The following is an 18,516-nucleotide window of genomic DNA, read 5'->3' as shown; positions in this document are numbered from 1 at the left end:
TGCCAGCGGGTTTCTGGTGCGGGTTGTCACCGAGAACGTCGGGGCAGTTCGATCCGGTATGCGGAAGAATCTGCCCCCGTCCTTCACGCGGCCGGTGGCCAGAACCGAGTTGTCCGACGCCGACGTCCGCACCGACAGCGGGTAGCCGAGCGACCTAGGGGGCCGGGATGTCCAGACCGAGGTCCAGGACGGTGACGGAGTGCGTCAGGGCGCCCACGGCCAGGTAGTCGACGCCGGTGCGGGCATAGTCGGCCGCGACGTCGAGCGACAGGCCTCCTGAGCTCTCCAGCTTGGTGCCCGGCGACCGTGTGTTGCGGCGCTGGACGGCCATCTGGGTCTCCCACGGCTCGAAGTTGTCCAGCAGGACCAACTGCGGTTCGAGTCCGAGGACCTCGTCGAGCTGGGTCAGCGAGTCGACCTCGACCTCGACCGGTAGGCCCGGCGCCGCCGCCCGGACCGCCTCCAGCGCCGCGGCGACCGAACCCGCGGCAACGACGTGGTTGTCCTTGATGAGGGCGGCGTCGCCGAGCCCCATCCGATGGTTGACTCCCCCGCCGGCACGAACCGCGTACTTCTGCAGATGCCGAAGACCCGGAAGTGTCTTGCGCGAGTCGCGGATTCGGGCGTCCGTACCCTCCACCGCCGCCACCCAGGCCGCGGTGGTCGTGGCGATCCCCGACAGGTGCGAGATCAGGTTGAGCGCCGTGCGTTCCGCGGTCAGCAGCGCTCGCGTCGGAGCGTGGACGGCGAGTACGACGGTGCCGGGTTCGACGCGGGTTCCGTCGTCGACGCGCGACGTGATCGTGTACTCGCCCGCCCCGATCACCTCGTCGAAGACCGCCTCGACCACCGGCACGCCGGCGATCACACCAAGCGCGCGGCTGATGATCGCCGCGTCGACGACCGCGTCGGCGGGGACCGTGGACGTGCTCGTGACGTCGGGGCCGTATCGCAGATCCTCGTCGAGCGCGGTGCGGATCAACGCGCGGACCTCGTCGGTGACCGCGGCGCCGAGTTCACCGCCCGCGGCCTGGCCGACGAAGCCGCCGGCCGGGGCCGTCGTCGAGGGGGTGGAGCTGCTCACTCGCCCGATCCGGGATTGCCGATCGCGATCATGCGCTCGACGCTCTTGCGCGCCTTCTCGGCGACATCGGCGTCGACGAACACCTCGTCGCGACCCTCCCGCAGGCACCGGAGCATGGCCGCCGGGGTGATCATCTTCATGTAGGGGCACGATGCCCGGTCGTTGACCGCCTGGAAGTCGACGCCCGGTGCGGCCTTGCGCAACTGGTGCAGCATCCCGACCTCGGTGGCGACGAGCACCTGCTTCGCGCCGGTCTCGCGCGCGGCGTCGAGCATGCCGCCCGTCGACAGGATCTTCACCTTCTCCTCGGGAACGAAACCCTCGCCGGCCAGATACAGCGCCGAGGTCGCGCAACCGCATTCGGGGTGGATGAACAGGTCGGCGTCCGGGTGCGAGTTCGCCTGCGCGGTCAACTCGTCACCGTTGATGCCGGCGTGCACGTGGCATTCGCCCGCCCAGATGTGGATGTTGTCGCGGCCGGTCTCGCGCTTGACGTGCGCGCCGAGGAACTGGTCCGGCAGGAACAGGACGTCGCGGTCGGGATCGATCGACGCGACCACGTCGACCGCGTTCGACGACGTGCAGCAGATGTCGGTGAGGCCCTTCACCTCGGCGGTGGTGTTCACGTAGGACACCACCAGCGCATCGGGGAACTCGGCCTTCCAGGCCCGGAGTTCGTCCGCGGTGATCGAGTCGGCGAGCGAGCATCCGGCGCGCTCGTCGGGGATCAGGACCCGCTTCTCGGGGCTCAGGATCTTGGCGGTCTCGGCCATGAAGTGGACGCCGCAGAAGATGATCTCGTCGGAGTCGACCTCGGCGGCGATCCGCGAGAGGGCAAGAGAGTCGCCGACATGGTCGGCAACATCCTGGATGGCTGGGAGCTGGTAGTTGTGCGCGAGCAGCGTCGCGTTGCGCGCCTTGGCGAGGCGGCGGACCTCGTCCGCCCACTCCTGCGTCGGCTCCACGCCGGTGTAACCGCCCGGCGCGTCGTACCACGTCGCATCGACGAGCGCCGAGTCCTCGACTGCGGGCGCGGTCATCGACGTGAGGCGATCACTGGTGATGCTCATGTGCCACTCCTCTGGCTACCCGGCGACGAGTTCCGTCCCCGGGACGCTGGTTCCCCAGATCACGGGCCGTGTGTCCGAGGCAGGTTTTCGACTCATGGTCGAAAACGCTATGCATCGTAACATTCGCCACACTCACGGCATTCCCATGACCTCGTCGCCGGCGTTCTCGGCCCGCGATCCAGGCGGACGACGAGTTCAGCCACACATCAGAGCGTCGAGGTAGCGCTCGGTGAATCGCGACTGCGCAACCCGCCCGATCGGCCCGCCCAGACGCGTGAACCAACGCCCCGGACGCGAGAACGCGACGACATGCCCGATCACGGTGCCGTCGTCGAGCCATTCCACCCAGAAGCGCTCTTCGCCGATCTCGGGATGGCCGGGCAGCGTGCCGTACGCGAAGCCGCGCTCGCGCGGGGCGTCGATCACCTCGACGACCCGGCACCGTGCGGTGATCGCGAGGGGGCCGAGACCGGCGCGCAGGTCGACGTCGGTGCCGACAGTGGCCGCGGGGGTCGATTCGTCGACACCGAAGCCGGCATGACGATGCATGTCCCAGTTCATGATTCGCCGGCCGGCCGTGGCGAAGCAGGCAGATCCCGAGCCGATGACCCGTGACCGGCGCAGATGGTGGTAACCGGGCGGGAGCGTCCCGGCCGTCGCGCCGACCTCGGGATAGGTGAGATCCGATCGGTTCGCGGTCACCCGACTCGTGCCACCTCGGCGTCGAGCACGAGCGCCAGATCGTCGAGTGAGGTACCCAGCGCGCGAGCAAGCGCCGCGATCGTGGCGAAAGCGGGCGTCGGCATGCGTCCGGTCTCGATCTTGCGCAGGGTCTCCGGCGAGATACCCGCGCCCGACGCCACATCGCCCAGCGGACGGTCGCCGCGCAACTCGCGGAGACGGGCGCCGAGCCGGCGGCCGGCCGCGATCTGTTCCGGGGTCAGGGGGTTACGCACCATGTGGCGATCCTAGCGGGTCCGGTATACAAATACCGAGACGCGGTGGTATTTGTATACCGACCAGCGATCCGAAAGAACGCAATGACCACGAGAGGACGGGAATGGTCGAACTGAAGTCGCCTGCCGAGGTGGCCGCCATGGGAGTGACGGGGGCGTTCATCGCAGATCTCCTCGACGACCTCGCCGGACGCGCCGACGTCGGGGTCAACCTCCTCGAGCTCGAGGAACGCGCGCGGAAGCTCGTCAACGACCGCGGTGCTCAGTCCTGCTACTGGGACTACTCGCCGTCCTTTGGCCGCGGCCCGTTCCGCAATGTGATCTGCCTGTCGGTGAACGACGCTGTCCTGCACGGACTCCCGCACGATTACGTCCTCGCCGACGGAGACCTGCTCTCGATGGACATCGCCGTCGCCATCGACGGCTGGGTGGCCGACTCCGCGCGCAGCGTCATCGTCGGCACCCCACAGCCCGACGATCAGCGCCTCGTCGCGGCCACGGAAGAAGCACTGGCCGCAGCCATCGACGCCGCTCGTCCGGGCGGTCGGCTCGGCGACATCTCGGCCGCGATCGGAGCGGTCGCCGCCGCACACGGGTATCGGGTCAACACCGAGTTCGGCGGACACGGACTCGGCCGCACCATGCACGAGGATCCCCACGTCGCCAACGTGGGCCGGGCCGGACGCGGCATGAAACTACGCCCCGGCCTGACCCTCGCGCTCGAACCGTGGTTCACGCTCGGTTCCGAGCGCATCAAGTTCGACGCCGACGGGTGGACCATCCGGTCGTTCGACGGCTCCCGCGGCGCGCACAGCGAACACACGATCGCCGTCACCGATGGCGAGGCGCTGGTCCTCACCTCGCACGGGGGCGGGTAGTCGAGGTCACCAGGTGGCTTCGACACGGCGCCTCGACCTCGACGCGCTCCTTCGTCGCTTACTCGGCCCGGCGGCTTCGCTCGGAGCCGGCTCAACCAGCAGGGGGTCGCCGACTCCTCCAGCGGAGGCACCAGCACAACCAGCCGGGGGTCACCAGCACAACCAGCCGGGGGTCACCAGCACAACCAGCCGGGGGTCACCAGCACAACCAGCGGGGGGCACCGGCTCAATTAGCAGGTGGGGCACTGGCTCAATTAGCAGGGAGGCGTCGACTCAACCAGCAGGGGCGCCAGCCGGGGGCTCCAACTCAACCAGCGGGGGTCAGCAGCAGGGCGCACCCTACAATCGGGCGCATGCCATCCGCCGGGTCCGAGCCACCCATCGCCGACGGTGCGACCCTCCGGGTGGAAGTCCTGAGCGTCGTCTTCCAGATCCGCGTACCCCAGACCCGGAACACGTCGGACACCGACGACCCGTCGCTGTGTGTCCTGCTGTCGCGGTCCGCCGACGGCGTGTGGACACTTCCCGGCGGCGGGGTCGGCGCCGAGGAGACGTTGTCGGCGAGCGCACGCCGGCTCGTCGCGGACGCGCTCGACGTCCGTGAGATCGCGCACCTGGAACAACTGTCGGTCTTCTCCGACCCGCACCGGGTGCCCACGGTCCGCACCATCGCGTCGACCTACATGGGCCTCGTGCCCTCCGACGCCGACGCGACACCCCCCGACGCCGCGGGCTGGTTCGCCGTCGACGGATTACCGCCCCTGGCCTTCGATCACGCCGGGATCGTCGAGACCGCCCGGCATCGACTTGCGGCCAAACTCTCCTACACCAACATCGCGTTCGCGCTGGCCCCCGCCCGGTTCCCGATGTCGGCATTGTCGGAGATCTACTGCGCCGCACTGGGTTATCCCGTGGACACGACCAACCTGCTCCGCATCCTGAGCCGGCGCGCGGTGGTGGTCGCCACCGGGACCGTCGGCAAGACCGGCCGTAACGGGGGTCGCCCGCCGGCGCTCTACGCCTTCGCGGAGAAGGAGCTACGCGTCACGGATGAGTTCGCGACGCTGCGCCCACCGATGTGACCACGTCCGCCGGCGGCTCGTCGGACTCGAGATCTCCGACGCCCAGATCGGCTGTCCGCGAGGACAACACGCAGACGAGGTACACCACGGCGAACGCGAACGGGGCACAGATGAGCAGCGTCCACGGCTCGCTCGAGCCGGACCGCGTCGCGCCGTCGAGCCACAGCTCCGGCGCGACCCGGTAGACGGCGTCGACCGGCAGTGCGGTCGGATCGTCGTCGAACCGCAGGCCCGCGACCCACATCCCGACCGACGCCGCAAGCGCCGAACCTGCCACCGTCGCGAGGGCGGGCCACACGAATCCGGCGACCCCGCGCCACGTCCGGGCCGCAAACCACACGACGATGGCCGTGACCGCGCCGTAGGCGAACATCGTCAGGGCGAAGGCGCCCACGCCGGCGAAGTCGGCGGGGATGTCCTCGCGACGGAGACCCTCGAACACGACGCCGGTGGTCGGCGGGGTGAGGAGCGCCCAGACCGCCCCGGCGACGACGCCGATGAGGGCCACGCCGACGGTGACCGCGGCCAGTCGCGAGACCGTGCGGACCGGCGGTTTCACCGGCGACCCAGCTCCGACGAGTCGACCGTCCCGTGCCTCGAGCAGCGGGCATCCCATCCGTCGGGCCGCACCTGGACCACCATCCGGCGCCCGCACTGGCCACAGAAGCGAGGGGGTTCGAGACCCAACCGGGCAGCCGGCGGCACGGCGTCGGGAGCCTGCAGTTCCAGTTCGAGTCCGGTGAACACACCGAACCGGCACGGCTCGGCGAGAGGACCCGGGACGGTGTCGATCATGAGAACACGCTACCCATCACTGCGACGAACCCGTCAGATCGTGTCGTTCAACGACTTGATCGGCATGGACAGATCACTGAGGAGATCGAGATCGTCCTCGGCGGGCCGGCCGAGGGTCGTCAGGTAGTTGCCGACGATGACGGCGTTGATGCCGCCGAGGATGCCCTGCTTGGCCCCCAGGTCGCCGAGTGTGATCTCACGACCGCCGGCGAAGCGCAGGATGGTGCGCGGCAGCGCCAGACGGAAGGCAGCCACCGACTTGAGGGCCTCCGCGGCCGGCAGCACGTCGAGATCGCCGAACGGGGTGCCGGGGCGCGGGTTCAGGAAGTTCAGCGGCACCTCGTCGGGCTCGAGCGTCGCCAGTTCGGCGGCGAACTCGGCCCGTTGCTCCAGGGACTCGCCCATACCGAGGATGCCGCCGCAGCAGACCTCCATGCCCGCCTCCCGGACCATGCGCAGGGTGTCCCAGCGCTCCTCCCACGTGTGGGTCGTCACCACGTTCGGGAAGTGGCTGCGCGCGGTCTCGAGATTGTGGTTGTAACGGTGCACGCCCATGTCGCGGAGCTGGTCGACCTGATCCTGGGTGAGCATGCCCAGGCTGCACGCGATCTGGATGTCGACCTCGTTGCGGATGGCCTCGATTCCCGCCGCGACCTGACTGAGCAGCCGCTTGTCGGGACCGCGGACCGCCGCGACGATGCAGAACTCGGTCGCACCGGTCTTCGCGGTCTGCTTGGCCGCCTCGACCAGGGAGGGGATGTCGATCCATGCACTGCGCACCGGCGAGGCGAAAAGTCCGGACTGGGAACAGAAGTGGCAGTCTTCCGGGCACCCGCCGGTCTTCAGCGAGATGATGCCCTCGACCTCGACCTCGGGCCCGCACCAGCGCATCCGCACATCGTGGGCGAGCTGGAGCAGTTCGGTCAGCCGGTCGTCGGGCAACCGCAGAACCCGGAGAACCTGCTCCTGATCGAGCGGCTCGCCGCGGTCGAGCACCTGGTCACGGGCGATGGCGAGGATGTCGTCCGACGCCGGTGCCGAGGTGGCGGCGTCGACTGTTGCCTGGGTCACTGGTGATAGTCCTTGGATGATTGTTCCGCTGCGGGAACGTGTTACGGCGTCCGGACGAGCTGTTCCGGATGGCTGGGAGAAAGGGTCGCGAGCCACTCGTCGTCGAACCACGACGCTGCGTGGCGGCGGAACTCGTCGGCTTCGAGGTGCGCGGCGCCGGCGGGCAGGACCCCGACGACCGGCACGCCGGTCACCCGCGGCAGGTCTGTGCGGTTGCACCGCATCGCGAGGTCGGGATCGTCCGGCCACCAACCGATCACGAGTCCGGCGGGACGCAGACCGCGCGCCCGCACCGCGTTCACGGTGAGCTCGGCGTGATTGAGCGCGCCCAGCCCCGGCGCCACCACGACCACCACACCGTCGACGGTGTCGGGAACGAGGGTCGCCGCGGCGATGTCGAGGATCGTGGCCGACTCCCCCAGCCGCACCAGCACTCCGCCGGCACCCTCGACGAGGGTCAGGTCGTGTGACGCGGCCAGATCGTCCACAGCGCGGACGATCACCGCCGGATCGGCCAATCGCATCCCGGCACGGCGCGCGGCGGTGTCGGGCGCGAGGGGTTCCGGGTAGCGGAAGAGCTCGACCGCGGTGACGTCGCCAACCAGGCGTTGCACCTCGGCGAGGTCGCCGGGTTCGTCGGGACCGACGCCGGTCTGGACGGGTTTGCATACGGCGACGCGCCCTTCGTGGCTCGTCGCCAGGGCTCCTCGCACCTCAGGGAGCAGAGGGTGGGCAGACGCTAACGCTCCTCGCACCTCAGGGAGCAGAGGATGGGCAGACGCTTGCGCTCCTCGCACCTCAGGGAGCAGGGGGTCGGCCACCTCAGGGAGCAGAGGGTCGGCCACCTCGTGGAGCAGGCAGGCGGCGGCGAGTGCCGCGGTGGCGACGGTCTTCCCGACGTCGGTCGAGGTCCCGGTGACGGCGAGGACCCTGCCGCGGCGTGCGGCGGTCACCGTGCACCGACTTCGCGCAGAGCGGCGTCGACGACGGCGGCCACGTGGTCGAGGGCAGCGGCATCGAGGTCGGCGCGCACCGTGATCCGCAGCCTCGAAGTCCCGACCGGGACCGAGGGCGGACGGAAACACCCGACGAGGACGCCACGGTCCCGGCACGCGGCAGCAGCCGCCACCGCGCGTTGCGGATCCCCGACGACGATCGCGATGACCGCCGCGGCGGGCTCTTCGACGCCACACGCGAGCGCCAGGCGACGGGCGTTGTCGCGCAGTCGGTCCGGCAACCCGGGTTGCGCCCGCAGGATCGTCAGGGCGGCATGCGCGGCGCCGACCGCGGCCGGGTTCAGGCCGGTGTCGAAGATGAAGGTGCGGGCGCAGTCGACGAGGTGCGAGCGCAGCAGCTCCGACCCGAGGACCACACCGCCCTGCGCGCCGAGCGATTTCGACAGCACGGTCGTGACGACGAGATCGGGAGCACCCGAAAGTCCCTGTTCGGCGACGAGTCCGCGACCACCCGGACCACGTACCCCGAGAGCGTGGGCCTCGTCCACGAGCAGGACGGCCCCGTGCGCGCGTGCCGCGGCATACAGATCCGCGACCGGCGCCGGTTGACCGTCGATGCTGTACACCGAATCGGTGACGACGAGCGCCCGGGCCTCGGTACGTTCGGCGAGGGCCCGCCGGACCGCCTCGTGATCGCCGCGGTCGACGACCACCACCCGGGCACGCGACAACCGGCAGCCGTCGATCAGCGACGCATGGGTGCCGGTGTCGCTGACGATCAGGTCGCCGCGTGTCGCCAGCGCGGTGATCGCACCGACATTCGCCAGGTAACCGGACGAGAAGACCAGTGCCGCATCGAATCCGAGGAAGTCGGCGAGATCGTGCTCGAGATCGACGTGTGCCTGGGTGGTGCCGACGACGAGGCGCGACGCCGTCGAGCCACCTCCCCACCGTTCCGCGGCGGCCCGCGCACCCGCGATCACTGCGGGGTGGGTCGACAACCCGAGGTAGTCGTTGGAACCGAGGTTGATCTCGTCTCCGGCCGCCCTGCGGACGTGTGGGCTGCGATGCAGGCCGGCCTCGGCGCGCGCACGGGCGGCGCCGGCCAGCCACGCCAGACCGATCTCTCCCCCGCCGCTGACCCGCGCATCGCCGTCGACCCTCGAATCCGGCTGCACCTGAATCGAAGTCATGACCGCACCACTGCCGGCTCGCGATCGCCGACCGTGGCATGCACGGCAGCGGACACTCCGCGCACGATCACCCCGATGTCCTCGGGTGTGCAGATGAACGGCGGCATCGTGTAGACGAGATTGCGGAACGGCCGCAGCCATGCCCCGGCCTCGACGGCCGCGTCGGTGGCCGCCACCATGTCGACCGGGCGATCGAGTTCGACGACGCCGATAGCGCCGAGGACCCGCACATCGACGACGCCGTGGCGATCACGCAGCGGTTCGAGTCCGTCGCGGAGCCCTCGCTCGATCGCCGAGACCCGCTCGGCCCAGGGCGTTTCCAGCAGCAGTTCGATCGCTGCGACGGCCACCGCGCAGGCCAGCGGGTTGGCCATGAAGGTCGGGCCGTGCGCGAGTCCGCCCGCCTCCCCCGCACTGATCACCTGAGCGATCTCGGACGTGCACAGGGTCGCGGCGAGCGTGAGGTAGCCACCGGTGAGCGCCTTGCCGACACACATGATGTCGGGCGCGACGCCGGCGCCCGGCGCCGCCTCGGCCCCCGGGGCGGCGTCGGCCGCGAACAACGTTCCGGTACGGCCGAATCCGGTCGCGATCTCGTCGAAGATCAGCAGGACGTCGTGGCGGTCACAGATCTCCCGGAGCGCACGCAGATATGCCGCGTCGTGGAATCGCATGCCGCCCGCGCCCTGGACCACGGGTTCGACGATGACCGCGGCGAGCTCGTCGCGATGCGCGCGCACGGTGCGCTCGAACTCGGCGACGTACTCGGGCCGGAACTCGGCCGGCGGGGCGTCGACGAAGATCTGTTGTGCGAGGACACCCTTCCACATCGCGTGCATGCCGCCGTCGGGATCGCAGACGCTCATCGGGGTGAAGGTGTCGCCGTGGTAGCCGCCACGCCAGGTGAGCAGACGCGTGCGGCCGGACCGACCGCGGCTGCGCCAATACTGCAGCGCCATCTTGACCGCCACCTCGACCGACACCGACCCCGAGTCGCAGAAGAACACCTTCTCCAGGCCGGCCGGGGTGATCTCGACGAGGAGCTGCGCCAGCCGGGCGGCCGGTTCGTGGGTCAGACCGCCGAACATGACGTGCGACATCCGACCGAGCTGAGCCGCCGCGGCGGCGTCGAGTCGGGGGTGTCCATAACCGTGGATCGCCGCCCACCAGGAGCTCATCCCGTCGACCACCGATCGGCCGTCCGCGAGTTCGAAGCGGACACCCGAGGCCGAGGCCACGACCAACGGCCGGGTGGCCGCCGGCAGCGCACCGTAGGGGTGCCAGATGTGGTCGGCATCGATGCGACTGATCGCGTCGTGATCCATGAGGCACCTCCCGGCCTGTCGTTAGGCAGTCCTGAACACCGTCCAGGGCCCTGAACACCGTACAGGGAATCCTGAACGCTGTACAGGCCCGGGGTTCGATGCCCACTGCCGGGTCATTACGCTGACGCGGGTGAGCAACAGTCGCACCGACGTTCTGCGCGCCGCCCGCGACATCCTGGGCGAGCACAGCCTGGCCGACCTGTCGATGCGACGCCTCGCCACCGAACTCGGCGTCCGTCCCAACGCGCTGTACTGGCACTTTCCCAACAAGCAGACCTTGCTGGCCGCACTCGCCGACGACATCCTCGGCGCGGTCGCCATCCCCGACACCTCGCTGGCCTGGGACGAGCGCCTCGATCTGCTCGCGACCGACATGCGCAGCGCGCTCCTCGGAGTTCCCGACAGTGCCGAGGTCGTGTCGTCGAGCTGGGCCAGCGGCCTGTCGTCGAAGGCCATCACCGCCGACATCATCGCCGCCGGCACGGCCGGCGGTTTGTCCGTCCGCGACGCCGAGGCGGTCAGCACCGCACTGTGTCAGCTGGTCATCGGGCTCACCATCGAGGAACAGACGCGCGCGCAGATGGAGCGTCTGGGTGTCACCGGGCCGTCGGGTCGCGACTTCGCGGGCGAGTTCCGCGACGGGCTGGCCATCATCCTCGACGGAGCCCGGACGCGCCGCTCGCGGTGAACCCCGCGCGGCCCCGCAGACCGGTGCGCGAGTGTCGCGGTCGTCCGAATCGGTGTTTCACAGCTTCGGCGAGTACATTGCTAGCCGGTCATCCCGGCCCCGAGACCGATCTGTCCCCCACCGGAAAGAACACGCCCTGTGGCATCGACGACGCGAGTAGTGGCGCCGGAGTCGTCCCCCTCGACGCCGACGACGCCCGCATACCGCACCGACCTCGACGGCCTGCGCGGTATCGCCATCGCCCTCGTCGCCTGCTTCCACGTGTGGTTCGGCAAGGTCTCCGGCGGCGTCGACGTCTTCCTCACCCTCTCGGGATATTTCTTCGTCGGGTCGCTGCTGCGGCACGCGATCACGAGCCAGGCTCCGCACGTCTCCTTCCGCGACACGCTCAACCCGTGGCCACGGCTCAAACGTCTCCTCAAACGGCTGCTGCCGGCGCTGCTCACCGTCCTGATCGCGGTCACGGTGCTGACCCTGCTGATCCTCCCGCAGACCCGGTGGGCCAATGTCGGCCGCGAGGTCATCGCGAGCGCGCTGTACTACCAGAACTGGTATCTCGCGCAGAACTCCCAGGACTACCTCGCCGCGAGTTCGGCGAACAGCCCCCTGCAGCACATCTGGTCGATGTCGGTGCAGGGCCAGTTCTTCGTCCTGACCCTGCTCGTCGCCCTCGCGTTCGCGGCGTTGCTCAAGGTCGGTGCCCGCGTCGCCCGGCCGTTCGCCGACCCGCGGGTCATCAGGTTCCTCGTCGGCGGCGCGGTGTTGGTCGTCGCGCTCGCCTCGTTCTACTGGGCGCACCGCGGCCTGGCGATCAACCAGCCGTACAACTACTACGACACGATCTCCCGTCTGTGGGAACCGCTGGCCGGCGGCCTGCTCGCGATCTGGTTGCCGTCCCTGCGAATCCCGAACTGGCTGCGCAACATCGCGACCGTCTTCGCGCTCGCGCTGATCGTCAGCTGCGGGTTCTGGATCGAGGGTGTCAACGCCTACCCCGGTCCGATGGCGCTGGTGCCGGTCGGCGCGACGCTGCTGATCATCTGGGCGGGCGCGACGGCGTTGCAGAAGCCACCTCGGGGGTCCCATGCCGCGGCCACCGAGATGCCCGTCACGAACCGCTGGCTCGCGAGCAGGTGGCCGGTCTGGCTCGGGACCATCGCGTATTCGCTGTACCTGTGGCACTGGCCGCTGCTGATCTTCTACCTGACCTGGCGCGACAAGAACCATGCCAACTTCGTCGAGGGCGTGCTCATCCTCGCGGCGTCGGTCGGGCTCGCGTGGCTCACCAAGCGCTACATCGAGGACCCGCTGCGCGGCGGCGATCGTTCGGCGCTGAGCCGCGGCCGCCGCGACGGACGGTCGCGGTGGCTGTCGTACACGTCGGTCGTCACCTCGATCCTCGTGGTGGCGACGCTCGTCACCGGCGTCGGCATCACCGTGTGGGAGCGGCACGTCGCGAACATCGTCGTCGACACCAAGAACCTCGACCCGAGGTCGTACCCGGGGGCCCGAGCACTGCTCGACGGCTGGCCGGTGCCCGCCCTCGACCCACAACCGTCGGCGCTGGAGGTCATCAAGGACTTCCCCGAGACCTCCACCGACGGGTACATGAGCGACTTCACCGACAACGAGATCCACGTCGGCACCTACGGCGATCCGACCGCGACGCGCACAATCGCGCTCGCCGGCGGATCGCATGCCGAGATGTGGATCTCGGCGCTGGACACCCTCGGCAAGCGCAACGGTTTCAAGGTGAAGACCTACCTCAAGATGGGGTGCCCGCTGTCGACGAACCGGGTACCCAAACAGCGCGGCGTGCCCTACCCGGAGTGCTACGACTGGGGACAGCGCGTCATCGACCGCGTCATCGCGGACAAGCCGGACGCGGTGCTGACGAATTCGACGCGACCGCGGGACTACGAACCCGGCGACTGGGTGCCACCGGATTACGTGCCGATCTTCGACCGTTTCCTCGACGCCGGGGTGCCGGTGTTCGGCATGCGGGACACCCCGTGGCCGAAGAACGCGAAGGGCACCATCGACACCCCGATCTGCCTCGCCGACGGCGGCGACGCCGAGAGCTGCGGGTCGCGCCGCAGTGCTGTCCTCTCACCCGAGGACCCGGCGGCGGAGTTGGCCGCCACGCGACCCGACTTCCACCGCCTCGACATGTCCGACGGCATCTGCGACGCCGAGCGGTGCCCGGCGATCGTCGGCAACATCACCGTCTACAAAGACCCGCACCACTTGAGTGCGACCTATGTCCGCAGCCTCACCGACGAGCTGGGGCGCCAGATGGAGGCGCAACTGCCGTGGGCCGGTCCCACGGTGCCGTAACTGCCCACGGCGAGCTGCGGGCTTCCTCCGGGAGCGGTGGGTGGGGCAGCCCACATCTGACCCGACCGGCCGCGTCCTGAGATGACCGTCCGCGGCAACGCGACTAGGGTCGACCCATGACGTCGTCGAAGGCGGGTAAGACCGGACCGCCGGCCCCCGGTGAACAGCCGGGTGATCCCGACTCCACTCCCGATTCAGATTCCACCGCCGATCCCGGCTCCCCCTCGGAGCCCCGCGCACCGGAGTCCGACACCACCTCGACGACGGCAGCACCCCCGAGCGGCGGCAAGACGATCGCCGACCCCGTACCGATGCCGTCCGACCCGATCCAGGCCGAGGCGCTGGTCCAACCGGAACCGGCCCCGATCCCGGTGTGGCCGGGTACTCCATACCCCCTCGGCGCGACCTATGACGGTGTGGGAACGAATTTCTCGCTGTTCTCCGAGGTGGCCGAAGCCGTCGAGCTGTGCCTGATCGACCGCGAGGGCCACGAGCGTCGGATCCGGCTCGAAGAGGTCGACGGTTACTGCTGGCACTGCTACCTGCCCAACGTCGGTCCCGGCCAGTTCTACGGCTTCCGCGTCTACGGGCCGTACGACCCGTCGCGGGGATTGCGTTGCGACCCGAGCAAACTCCTGCTCGATCCGTACGGCAAGGCCTTCCACGGCGACTTCGACGGCGACGCATCGCTGTTCTCCTACCCGCTCCCGACGCCGCCCGAGGACACCGACGAATCGGCGGTCGACGACGACGCATCCGCAACCCCCGAGACCGGGGCCGCCGACACCGGGACCGGCGGTGGCGGGACCGACGAGGGCGCGGTCGACGATGCCGACGAGCCGACCGCCGAGGCGGGCGATGCGGCCGATCCCGCCGAGGAGGCAGGCGAGTCCGACGGCGATGCCGCGCCCGCGGAGCACGAGGACATCCCCGATCCCGAGCCGGTCAATCCGATGCCGCAGTTGGACTCACTCGGGCACACCATGGTCTCGGTGGTGATCAACCCCTACTTCGACTGGCAGAACGACCGGTCGCCCAATCGTCCGTACCACCAGACGGTCATCTACGAGGCGCACGTCAAGGGCATGACCGCGACCCATCCCGACATCCCCGAGTACCTGCGCGGCACGTACGCGGGGCTGTGCCATCCGGTGATCATCGACCACCTCAAGGAGTTGGGCATCACCGCCATCGAACTGATGCCCGTGCACCAGTTCATGCAGGACTTCGTCCTGCGCGATCAGGGTCTCCGAAACTACTGGGGCTACAACACCTTCGGATTCCTGGCACCGCACATCGAGTACTCGTCGAACCCCGACCAGCCGGCCAGCGCGGTGACCGAGTTCAAGGCGATGGTGCGTGAGTTCCACAACGCCGGCATCGAGGTCATCCTCGACGTCGTCTACAACCACACCGCCGAGGGCAACCACCTCGGACCCACCGTGTCGTTCCGGGGCATCGACAACGCCGCCTACTACCGGCTCGTCGACGGCGATCCCGAGATGTACATGGACTACACCGGAACCGGCAACAGCCTCAACGGTCGTCATCCGCACACGCTGCAGCTCATCATGGATTCGCTGCGGTACTGGATCCTCGAGATGCACGTGGACGGCTTCCGTTTCGACCTCGCGTCCACGCTGGCCCGCGAACTGCACGACGTCGATCGGCTGTCCGCGTTCTTCGATCTGGTGCAGCAGGACCCGGTGGTCAGTCAGGTGAAGCTGATCGCCGAGCCCTGGGACATCGGCGAGGGTGGTTACCAAGTGGGCAACTTCCCGCCGCTCTGGACCGAATGGAACGGCAAGTACCGCGACACCGTCCGCGACTACTGGCGCGGCGAGCCGTCCACCCTGGGCGAGTTCGCCTCCCGGCTCACCGGATCGTCGGATCTGTACGAGGCGACCGGCCGACGGCCGCTCGCGAGCATCAACTTCGTCATCGCGCACGACGGTTTCACGCTGCGGGACCTGGTGTCCTACAACGAGAAGCACAACATGGCCAACGGTGAGGACAACCGGGACGGCGAGAGCCACAACCGGTCGTGGAACTGCGGAGTCGAGGGACCCACCGACGATCCCGAGATCAACGCCCTCCGCGCGCGGCAGCAGCGGAACATCCTGGCGACGCTGTTCCTGTCGCAGGGGACGCCGATGCTGGCGCACGGCGACGAGATCGGGCGTACCCAACAGGGCAACAACAACGTCTACTGCCAGGACTCCGAGTTGTCCTGGATGGATTGGACTCTCGCCGAGGAGAACGCCGACCTGCTGGAGTTCACCCGCAAGGCCATCGCGCTGCGCACCCGGCATCCGGTGTTCCGGCGCCGAAAGTTCTTCGGCGGGAAGCCGATCAGGTGGGGCGACCAGGCACTCGACATCGCCTGGCTCACGCCGGCCGGCCAGGAGATGACCTCCGAGGACTGGGACAGTGGGTTCGGCAAGAGCCTTGCCGTGTTCCTCAACGGAAACGGACTTGGCGAGAAGGACGAACGCGGCGAGCTGGTCGTCGACGACTCCTTCTTCATCTGCTTCAACGCCCACTACGAGGACCTGGACTTCACGCTCCCGCCGACGTGGTACGGCAACGAGTGGGTCGGCGAACTGGACACGACGCATCCCGTCGGTGAGACCGAACTGACGGCCTCCGCCGGCGAGTCGGTGACCGTCGGTGCCCGCTCCGTCCTGGTCCTGCGAAAGACCTCGTGACTCCTATGGGCAATCGTCCGACCCCGCGCGCAACGTACCGGCTCCAACTACACGGCGACTTCGGATTCGCCGATGCCGCAGCACATCTCGACCACCTCGCCGAGTTGGGGATCAGCCACGTCTACCTCTCCCCGATCGGCACGGCGTCGGCCGGGTCGACGCACGGCTACGACTGGTTGCCGCCGCCGGCGGTCTCCGCCGTGCTGGGTGGGATCGACGGGTTGCGGACACTGCGTTCCGCCGCCGCCGAACGCGGTCTGGGTCTGATCATCGACATCGTCCCGAACCACACCGGAGTCGCCGATGCGCTCGCCAACCCGTGGTTCGCCGACCTGCTCCGCCACGGGCCCACATCGGACTACGCACACTATTTCGACGCCGACTTCAGCGACGACAACGGTGCCGACGGGAAGCTGGCCCTGCCGATCGTCGCCGCCGATGGGGACCTGAGCCCACTCGAGATCGACGAGCACGGGAATCTGCGGTACTACGATCACGCGTTCCCGATCGCCCCCGGCACCGCGGGAGACATTCGGCCCGCTCGCTCCGCTCCCGGCGCCGGGGACACTCGGCCCGCTCGCTCCGCTCCCGGCGCCGGCGGCACACCGCAAGAGGTCCACTCCCGCCAGCACTATCGGCTCGTGCCGTGGGACAGCGGCCTCATCGGCTACCGGCGCTTCTTCACGGTCAACGAACTCGCCGGTCTGCGCCAGGAGGACCCGGAGGTCTACGACGCGACGCACCAGTGGCTGCGTGAGCTACTCGACGCCGACCTCATCGATGGTGTGCGCGTGGATCATCCGGACGGTCTGTGGGACCCCCAGGATTATCTGCGCCGGCTGCGCGCGGACGTCGGGGACGATCGTCTCCTGTACATCGAGAAGATCCTGGCGCCGGACGAGCCCCTCGAACCGACCCTGCCGGTCGAGGGCACCACCGGGTACGACCACATGCGCGTGATCGATGCCGTGTTCGTGGCGCCGGCCGGCGTCGCCCAGCTCACCGAGCTACACGAACGGATCACCGGCGAGAGCGGTGACGCGCGGTGGGTGGAGGCCGCCGAGCACGATCGCAAACTCCGCACCGTGCGGGAGTCGTTCCCGGCGGAGCTCAGACGTCTCGTACGCGCCGTCACCGCGCGCGTCGAGGGATCACCGGCCTCGGATCCGGACGTGATCGCCACCGCCTGCGCCGAACTGATCGCCGCGCTCGGGGTCTACCGGGCGGACTACCCGTCGTTGCGTCCACGTCTGCTCGCCGTCGCCACCGGGATCGCCGAGGCGAAGCCCGAACTGCGTGCCGCGATCGACCTCATCGTGCGGGAGACGGCGGTGCCCGGCGAGGCGACATCGAGGCTGGCGCAGACCTGCGGGGCGGTGACCGCGAAGAGCGTCGAGGACAGTTTGTTCTACCGGACGGCCCGGCTCGTCTCCGCCCAGGAGGTCGGTGGCGATCCCGCGAATCCCGTCATGTCGCTGGCCGATTTCCACGAGCACAACGCCGAGCGCGCCGCGCGGTGGCCGCTGGCCATGACGGCCACGTCGACGCACGACACCAAACGCGGTGAGGACGTGCGCGCGCGGATCGCGGTGCTCGCCCAGATTCCCGACCGCTGGTCCCAGCTCGTCGACAAGGTCTGGCGCGAGACCGACGTGCCGGATGACCTGACCGGCTATTTCCTCCTGCAGAACATCGTCGGGGTCTGGCCCACCGGCGCCCCGGTCACCGACGAGTTGCGGGGCCGGTTGATCGAGTACGCCCGTAAGGCGACTCGCGAGGCCGGTCTGCGCACCACGTGGACCGAGGTGAACGAGGAGTTCGAGACCGCAGTCGAGACCTGGATCGGCCAGGTCACCAGCGGGGACGTCGCATCCTCGGTCGCCGAACTCGTCGACCGCATCGGACCGGCGTGGGAGCAGGAAGCGCTGGCGCGCAAGGCGATCGCGATCCTCGGGCCCGGGGTCCCCGACATCTATCAGGGCACCGAGTGGTGGGAGGACTCCCTCGTCGATCCCGACAATCGACGACCGGTCGACTTCGGCCGGTCGACCGAGCACCCGAAGACCCGACTCGTCCAGGCAGCTCTCCGTGTCCGAACCGCGCATCCCGATGCGTTCGGCGTTGCGGGCACCTATCAGCGACTGACCGCCGACGGTCCGGCCGCCGACCACACCGTGGCGTTCGTGCGCGGCACCGGCGAGGCCCCCTCGGTCGTCGTGGTGACCGCCCGGTTCACCCACAGCCTCGACCACGATGCCGCGGCCGCGACGTCGATCACCCTGCCGCCGGGCGTCCGGTGGCGCGACGACCGAACGGGATCGGTGTACGAGGGAAAGGTCGACCTCGCCTCGGCCCGTGCCGAACACCCCGTGG

16 protein-coding genes are annotated in these 18,516 nt (G+C 69.3%); 6 read left to right on the top strand and 10 right to left on the bottom strand.

All coding sequences use genetic code 11. The features are described 5' to 3' along the window. Positions 1-154 precede the first annotated feature (154 nt). The 4 genes from nadC to M4D77_RS10630 all read right to left on the bottom strand — a co-directional run bounded on the left by nadC (position 155) and on the right by M4D77_RS10630 (position 3,113). Complete coding sequence (gene nadC / locus M4D77_RS10645) at positions 155-1,084, bottom strand: carboxylating nicotinate-nucleotide diphosphorylase (protein WP_259936185.1); 930 nt, start codon at positions 1,082-1,084, stop codon at positions 155-157. After that, positions 1,081-2,154, bottom strand: a complete 1,074-nt coding sequence (nadA, locus tag M4D77_RS10640; RefSeq protein WP_055476574.1) for a quinolinate synthase NadA — start codon at positions 2,152-2,154, stop codon at positions 1,081-1,083. Before nadA ends, nadC begins: the two co-directional genes overlap by 4 nt. A 195-nt stretch (positions 2,155-2,349) precedes the next feature. Further along, a complete protein-coding gene (locus tag M4D77_RS10635; RefSeq protein WP_159371014.1) occupies positions 2,350-2,856 on the bottom strand; it encodes a DUF1990 family protein in 507 nt (168 codons plus the stop codon). Continuing rightward, positions 2,853-3,113, bottom strand: a complete 261-nt coding sequence (locus M4D77_RS10630; protein ID WP_055476572.1) for a helix-turn-helix domain-containing protein — start codon at positions 3,111-3,113, stop codon at positions 2,853-2,855. The genes M4D77_RS10635 and M4D77_RS10630 overlap by 4 nt, the downstream gene beginning before the upstream one ends. 101 nt (positions 3,114-3,214) lie before the next feature. Here M4D77_RS10630 and map point away from each other — a divergent pair, with 101 nt between their 5' ends. Next, positions 3,215-3,988: a type I methionyl aminopeptidase gene (gene map / locus M4D77_RS10625; RefSeq protein ID WP_165629925.1), complete on the top strand. Its 774-nt coding sequence runs from the start codon at positions 3,215-3,217 to the stop codon at positions 3,986-3,988. A gap of 353 nt (positions 3,989-4,341) precedes the next feature. After that, positions 4,342-5,070 carry an NrtR DNA-binding winged helix domain-containing protein gene (locus M4D77_RS10620; RefSeq protein WP_259936184.1) on the top strand — a complete coding sequence of 243 codons (729 nt, stop codon included), beginning with the start codon at positions 4,342-4,344 and terminating at the stop codon, positions 5,068-5,070. Here the strand turns inward: M4D77_RS10620 and M4D77_RS10615 are convergent. The 6 genes from M4D77_RS10615 to M4D77_RS10590 are packed head-to-tail and all read right to left on the bottom strand — an operon-like array spanning position 5,033 to position 10,410. Continuing rightward, positions 5,033-5,629, bottom strand: coding sequence for a DUF2567 domain-containing protein (locus M4D77_RS10615; protein WP_259936183.1), 597 nt, complete (start codon positions 5,627-5,629; stop codon positions 5,033-5,035). The two genes, M4D77_RS10620 and M4D77_RS10615, sit on opposite strands and share 38 nt — an antisense overlap. Next, positions 5,626-5,865, bottom strand: coding sequence for a hypothetical protein (locus M4D77_RS10610; RefSeq protein ID WP_055476568.1), 240 nt, complete (start codon positions 5,863-5,865; stop codon positions 5,626-5,628). Before M4D77_RS10610 ends, M4D77_RS10615 begins: the two co-directional genes overlap by 4 nt. A gap of 33 nt (positions 5,866-5,898) precedes the next feature. After that, on the bottom strand, positions 5,899-6,936 hold the full coding sequence (bioB, locus tag M4D77_RS10605; RefSeq protein ID WP_226513525.1) for a biotin synthase BioB: 1,038 nt from the start codon (positions 6,934-6,936) through the stop codon (positions 5,899-5,901). A gap of 41 nt (positions 6,937-6,977) precedes the next feature. Continuing rightward, positions 6,978-7,889 (bottom strand): ATP-dependent dethiobiotin synthetase BioD, encoded by a 912-nt coding sequence (gene bioD, locus M4D77_RS10600; protein ID WP_259936182.1) that lies wholly within the window; start codon positions 7,887-7,889, stop codon positions 6,978-6,980. Beyond that, entirely contained in the window at positions 7,886-9,085 is a 1,200-nt protein-coding gene (locus M4D77_RS10595) for an 8-amino-7-oxononanoate synthase (RefSeq protein WP_226513526.1), read from the bottom strand. The genes bioD and M4D77_RS10595 overlap by 4 nt, the downstream gene beginning before the upstream one ends. Then, entirely contained in the window at positions 9,082-10,410 is a 1,329-nt protein-coding gene (locus tag M4D77_RS10590; RefSeq protein WP_247449494.1) for an adenosylmethionine--8-amino-7-oxononanoate transaminase, read from the bottom strand. Before M4D77_RS10590 ends, M4D77_RS10595 begins: the two co-directional genes overlap by 4 nt. A 130-nt stretch (positions 10,411-10,540) precedes the next feature. Between M4D77_RS10590 and M4D77_RS10585 the strand changes: the two genes are divergently transcribed. From M4D77_RS10585 to treY, 4 genes are all read left to right on the top strand, one after another. Then, on the top strand, positions 10,541-11,098 hold the full coding sequence (locus tag M4D77_RS10585) for a TetR family transcriptional regulator (RefSeq protein ID WP_055476563.1): 558 nt from the start codon (positions 10,541-10,543) through the stop codon (positions 11,096-11,098). Positions 11,099-11,257: 159 nt separating this feature from the next. After that, complete coding sequence (locus tag M4D77_RS10580) at positions 11,258-13,435, top strand: acyltransferase family protein (RefSeq protein WP_259936181.1); 2,178 nt, start codon at positions 11,258-11,260, stop codon at positions 13,433-13,435. Positions 13,436-13,551: 116 nt separating this feature from the next. Further along, positions 13,552-16,143, top strand: coding sequence for a glycogen debranching protein GlgX (gene glgX, locus M4D77_RS10575; RefSeq protein ID WP_396266574.1), 2,592 nt, complete (start codon positions 13,552-13,554; stop codon positions 16,141-16,143). Positions 16,144-16,148: 5 nt separating this feature from the next. Continuing rightward, the coding region (gene treY, locus M4D77_RS10570) for a malto-oligosyltrehalose synthase (protein ID WP_259936180.1) at positions 16,149-18,516 on the top strand (2,368 nt) is incomplete at its 3' end.

The sequence above is a fragment of the Gordonia sp. p3-SID1431 genome, from assembly GCF_025143765.1.
Classification (GTDB): domain Bacteria; phylum Actinomycetota; class Actinomycetes; order Mycobacteriales; family Mycobacteriaceae; genus Gordonia; species Gordonia hongkongensis.
This window is presented reverse-complemented; position numbering and strand designations above follow the sequence as displayed.

What these genes read in the sequence shown, in the direction of transcription:
- M4D77_RS10610 (WP_055476568.1), bottom strand. Translation starts at nt 5,865, where the DNA reads ATGATCGACACCGTCCCGGGTCCTCTCGCCGAGCCGTGCCGGTTCGGT.
- map (WP_165629925.1), top strand. Translation starts at nt 3,215, where the DNA reads ATGGTCGAACTGAAGTCGCCTGCCGAGGTGGCCGCCATGGGAGTGACG.
- nadA (WP_055476574.1), bottom strand. Translation starts at nt 2,154, where the DNA reads ATGAGCATCACCAGTGATCGCCTCACGTCGATGACCGCGCCCGCAGTC.
- M4D77_RS10630 (WP_055476572.1), bottom strand. Translation starts at nt 3,113, where the DNA reads ATGGTGCGTAACCCCCTGACCCCGGAACAGATCGCGGCCGGCCGCCGG.
- M4D77_RS10590 (WP_247449494.1), bottom strand. Translation starts at nt 10,410, where the DNA reads ATGGATCACGACGCGATCAGTCGCATCGATGCCGACCACATCTGGCAC.
- glgX (WP_396266574.1), top strand. Translation starts at nt 13,552, where the DNA reads ATGACGTCGTCGAAGGCGGGTAAGACCGGACCGCCGGCCCCCGGTGAA.
- M4D77_RS10595 (WP_226513526.1), bottom strand. Translation starts at nt 9,085, where the DNA reads ATGACTTCGATTCAGGTGCAGCCGGATTCGAGGGTCGACGGCGATGCG.
- M4D77_RS10620 (WP_259936184.1), top strand. Translation starts at nt 4,342, where the DNA reads ATGCCATCCGCCGGGTCCGAGCCACCCATCGCCGACGGTGCGACCCTC.